Source organism: Niallia sp. FSL W8-0177 (assembly GCF_038006285.1).
GTDB classification, from domain to species: domain Bacteria; phylum Bacillota; class Bacilli; order Bacillales; family Cytobacillaceae; genus Niallia; species Niallia circulans_A.
Window position 1 is genome coordinate 1 of sequence record NZ_JBBOUX010000007.1, and the last position, 5,170, is coordinate 5,170.

Consider the following 5,170-nt stretch of genomic DNA (forward strand, 5'->3'; position numbering starts at 1 on the left):
AAAATAAAAAGGTATAATATACTTTACAAAGTATATTATACCTTTCACTTTTATAGAGTTATCTTTCCAGATGTCTATTCTTCTCAAATTCCTTTTTTCGCTTCTCCCATTTTTCATAGTCTTGTAAACCTTCAGGAGATTCTTTTACATCTTCTAAAATTCTATCTTTTACCTTTTCTTCAGAAGGAGTCCCCCTATGAAATTGTTTAGCATATGTAATAGCTCTTTCAAATACCCCTTCAGCAATCCTAGAAGCGTGTTTTTGCGCCTGTTTAAGAATATTCGATATTTGTATCTGCGCTCTCTCTAAAACGCTAATTTTGGCCTTTAAAAGCTTATTTTCACTTTCTAATCTCTTATTTTCTTTCAAGACATCATTTGAAGCCTTTCTAATGCCATCCATTCGAACCATTTCAACTTCAGGAACCAGATAAACAGTCATTGATTGTCCATTCTTCAAATTCACTTGTTGTTTTCCAACTGGTTTTTGGGGAGCATGTTTATCTTCTATATGCTCTTTAGAAGTCTTTATTCGCCTTTCTAAGGCTTCTTTTTCTTTTTCAAGACTTTTAATACGTTTTTCTCTTTCCTCTTCAATTTTAACCATTTCTGTCATTCTAGACTGCATGTCTTTAAATTCATCAACTGTTAAATGCTTTCTTTCGCCATTCGGCTCTCCTCGCTCAACATCAAACCCCTTTTTTTCTAAAAACCGAGGTAAATCATCTTGAATTGCTAGCAATTCCTTACGGTTAAAAACGTTCTTCGCTTGTAATTTACCTTCTTTCATTGGAACAACCCCTAAGTGCATATGTGGAGTCGTTTCGTCTAAATGAACTTGGCCATAAGCAATATTTTGTTTTCCGTACCGTTCTTCAAAAAACTCTGCAGCTGTCGTAAAGAATTTTTCTGTTTGCTCTTGGTCTAATCCTTCAAAAAACTTTTTATCACTCGTGATAATCCACTCGTTCACTAAAACCGCATCTTTTCGTATCGCCCTGGATCCTTCTTTTTGTTCTTCAATGATATTCATTATTCGATCTCTATAATCTATATTTTCATGATTAAACAAATCAAAATTTAAATGAGAACGACTAACGTCGATCTCCTTATTGCTATGGTTCTCAAATTCCCTTTGATTGTGCCTTTGGATCCCTCCAAGGTTTTGAGATTTCATTTTCTGCATTCTAGCTACCAAGTAGCTCATTGGGTACCCCACCTCGCTTGGTTTCAAGAGACTTAAAGTACATTAAGTATAACGCACTATACTTTACAAGGTAAAGTGTGCGGTCTGCGACGCTAAAAGCATGCCTCCAAAGTCGGCAAAAAAACCTTTGTCTCCGACGGGTTAAGGGAACTTTTCCCTTAACAATCCCCATAAAAATCTCCCCCAACCCCCTCCCTTTTCGAGGGGGCTCCCTCGCCAGTAGGCAGGTCGAAACAAAGGTTTCGACAATGCCAGGAGGGTTTGGGTGTAGTGAAGCTATCAACTCCTTATCCTCCCATCCCCTTCGGGATTGGTCCGGTACCGTTGACAGCTGCCACACATAGCACTTTATTTTTTATTAGTGGTCATCCTAATAAAAAACATGGAGGTTGTAAATTTTACAACCTCCATCAAACAAAAAAATCCGATTCTTATAAATAGAATCGGTTCAAAATAAACAATTATTCAAAAAACAAAGTACCTACTAGACTCTAAATTTATTAGTCAAATCAGAGCTACCGACCCCTTTTTATTAGCCGCTATATAGGGGTAACGACTCAAATCACTTCCATTTTCCCAAAAATCTACTAACTGAATAGCGAAAAATAATTTTACTATTCTCTATTTTTAGGTTCTCTCTTATAAAACAAGAAAGAAAATAATACTATGAAAGCAAAAAATATTGTTAAATAAAATATTAATGAATCCCCTGATTTATTAAATTCATCAACTATTATACCTTGTTGAAATAATAATACTCCTCCAATTATTAAAAAAAATAAAGAATTAAAAAGTATATATGTATAAGGTGTTATCTTATTTCTCAAAAACACTAAATAAACAAAATTACATATTAAAATAATAGCAATTAAATAATATATAGGCCTTAATAACGTAAAAGTCTCTCCTAACATAAAACCTCTCCCATTCTCATATACTCACTTTTTTATCTTTCATACTCCATATACTCCATAGCATTATACTACTTTTTAGCTTTGATTGACATAATATCTATTAAATGGTAAAAAAGTATCTGTAGATGGAAAATATAAGAAAAAGGGGGAATCTTATGAAAAAAATTCTTTTGATAGTATTTGCATTAATTTTAGTACTACCTACAATCTCTGCAAAAGCTGCAACAGATTCTTTAGGCTATGAATACGAAATAAAAACAGCAAATCAAATTGACTATGAAGACGGAAATTTTTTCATCTCTTTATTATCTGGTGATCCTCTAAGTGAAGACGCATTATACGCTGTATATGAAAATAGCGAATTAGAAAAATATGAAGCTTCAATTAATAATCCAATAAAAACAGACATGATTAGAGCAGCAGCTTTGCCAACTAAATTTTCAGAATTCTATTCTGGATCTAAATGGAACACTCGCAACGATGGAGTTACTCTATCTTTAAATCCTAAAAAAGCAGCATGGGCTAAAAACCCTAGCCCAATAGTTCAAGCCCACTATGAAAAAACTAGATGGGATGTAGTTTATAATAAACATAAAAAAGATAAACAATGGAAAAATACCGCAAGTATGAAAGCTCAATTAAAATGTCACGCTGAAACTGTACGAGGAATAAAAAATCCTTGGAATATTGAACCATGGCGCACAACAAGTAACTATGCGAAAGTCCTAAGAAAAGCTTGCAATCCACCAGTTGGATATTAACCTAAAATAAAACGAAGCCCTTTAAGGGCTTCGTTTTATTTTAGGTTAATATCTCTATTTCTTTTTACTAAACAACCAAGAAAAAAATGATCCTTTTTCTTTAACAATTGCTGTTTCTAATAACTGTTTTTGGAACTTTTGTTGTTGCTTAATTTGTATCATCAACTCACGATCCCTACGCTCAATCGAATCATTAAATTTCTCTAAAAGAATAGCAGCAGTTTTTTCTGCAGCATCATTTGCAGCCTTCTGAATCACATCTTCTAATTCTTCTTTCGTTAACGCTATTTTATTATCATTTCCCATGATAACGGATAACGTTTTTTCAGTGTTATTTTGCTCTCTAACCTTTGATACTATTGCTTTTGCAGTGTTATCAAGACTTTGCGTTTTTTCCATCATTTTTTGAAAATCTGATAACGCCATAATATCGCGTTTATAATAAATCCTATGACCTTTATCATTTCGATCAAATTCATAACCTGCTTTTTCTAATTCAATAGACCATCTTCTCAATGTATTTCCGTTGATATCTAAATCAATAGCAACTTCCTTCGCATAAGAACCAAACTCTCGCACACCATCACCTTCTTTACATCTAAATTCTATAAAAGAGCGTTAATTCCTCGTTTTTTCTCTATCCATTTGTAGGTAACCTTTATCTATATTAATTTTCAAAAAAAAGAACCAAACTCAAAAGCCTGGTTCCTTATTCCACTTCTATTTCATCAATCAATTTTCCATTGTATTCTTCAAACTCTTCTGGACTTAGCTCTTTATATTCTTGGTTAAATTTCAAAAGATCCGCATTCCATGTAGCTATTAATTTATAAAAATATTCATTTTGATCTTTCCCCATATGCTTGTCCAATTCACCAGTTTCATATTTTTTCGCATATTCTTTCAAAAGACCACCATAAACAATTAATTGTCTACCTTTTAACGCAGAATAGAAAACATCAAAAACATCTTCACTCACAGCCATTTCATAATCTTTTGCCGAATACTTTGCAATTTCCGCAACCGCATTTCCACCACGAATTAAATTAACTTTTTGAATACTGACTTGTGTTATTTCTGGTAGATCCGTTACATCTCTCCACATTTCCAACCATTCTTCTTGCTTGATATAAAGTTCCTTTTTCTTAAAATAGCTTTTATCAACACAAAGTAACACATGAAAATGAGGATTATATGTATCATAAGTTGGATTATTATCTCCAACTTTAAGATTTCGTTTTTTATAATAAGCCTGTTTTCTCTTATACATTTCTTTTGTGATAAAACGCTCTTTATCATAGGTCATTTCCAATTTTCTTATGTATCCCTTAATCGAACGTTCAATATTTCTTCTCTTAAACAATTTATTAAAAGCTTTATTAAATCTATCAATCTCTGTTTTTACGGAATCAGCTTTAATATTTGGAGTAGTCAAAGTCAAAAATAAAAAATCTTTGTTTTCATCTACCTTAATTGCTTCCATCATCACTGATATTTTCATAGCGTCTTTTCTAGCTTTTCGCCAGGCGCAAATCGGACAAAAACGATTTTTACAATCATAGCCTTTTAATCTTTTTTTCGTACTTTTATCTTGAGTAGTGATAAAAAGATTGAAATTACTACATGATTTAAACAATTCTCTACCACTCTCACTTAAATTTTTTTCTATAAAATTATAAATTTTTATATTCTGTTTCTTTTTAGGTTGATATTTGCCAACAATTTCATCTTGATTTTTATCTATCATTCTTGTTATATTAGTCCTAACTGAATTAAGTGTAAAAAAGGGTACTCCAATACCCTTTTAAGGACTTGCTCCCTTCATAATAAATTTTTCGTTTTTTTCTAGACAATTAAAATGATAAATTTATCCACCCAGGAAAGCAAGTCTTTTTTTTTATTTCTCCCTACAGCCACAAGGGAAAAAACATAATATAGGCACCAATTTCCATGCGGAAATAGTTACCTATATTATCAAGATAAGAAAAAACTCAAAACCAACCCCAAAAAACCTAATGGCTTTTCAGCCATTTTTTTTATAAAAAAACTGCATTATATTTTTCAATAGATTACTAATCGCAAAAATAAATCTTGCTGAAATTTCAATTTCTCTTTTATTACTTTTATACTTCAAAATATCCATTCTCCTTCACTTTATTTTTTATCCCTCACCTAGGTACTTGCAATTCCATAGAGTTATAGGACATTAAGAATCAAATTGTTTACTTAAATTTGATCTCTATAAATTAAAATGATTCTCGGAAAATGAATTCTACGTATTTGGCACA

5 protein-coding genes are annotated in these 5,170 nt (G+C 31.9%); 1 reads left to right on the forward strand and 4 read right to left on the reverse strand.

The window, feature by feature from the left end:
* Window positions 1–58 precede the first annotated feature (58 nt).
* Together mobV and NST77_RS25900 are read right to left on the reverse strand one after the other, a co-directional pair.
* A complete protein-coding gene (gene mobV, locus NST77_RS25895; RefSeq protein ID WP_163185045.1) occupies window positions 59–1,207 on the reverse strand; it encodes a MobV family relaxase in 1,149 nt (382 codons plus the stop codon).
* Between the two features lie 614 nt (window positions 1,208–1,821).
* Window positions 1,822–2,121, reverse strand: a complete 300-nt coding sequence (locus tag NST77_RS25900; RefSeq protein ID WP_163185042.1) for a hypothetical protein — start codon at window positions 2,119–2,121, stop codon at window positions 1,822–1,824.
* Between the two features lie 155 nt (window positions 2,122–2,276).
* On the opposite strand from NST77_RS25900, the gene NST77_RS25905 reads away from it, so the two are divergent.
* The gene (locus NST77_RS25905; RefSeq protein ID WP_163185038.1) at window positions 2,277–2,882 is read left to right on the forward strand and encodes a DUF2599 domain-containing protein; all 606 of its coding nucleotides are present in this window, start codon (window positions 2,277–2,279) and stop codon (window positions 2,880–2,882) included.
* A 54-nt stretch (window positions 2,883–2,936) separates the two neighbouring features.
* On the opposite strand, the gene NST77_RS25910 is transcribed toward NST77_RS25905, so the two are convergent.
* Window positions 2,937–3,461 (reverse strand): DNA-binding protein, encoded by a 525-nt coding sequence (locus tag NST77_RS25910; protein WP_163185051.1) that lies wholly within the window; start codon window positions 3,459–3,461, stop codon window positions 2,937–2,939.
* Between the two features lie 130 nt (window positions 3,462–3,591).
* Window positions 3,592–4,629, reverse strand: coding sequence for a protein rep (locus NST77_RS25915; RefSeq protein WP_163185048.1), 1,038 nt, complete (start codon window positions 4,627–4,629; stop codon window positions 3,592–3,594).
* Window positions 4,630–5,170: the final 541 nt, after the last annotated feature.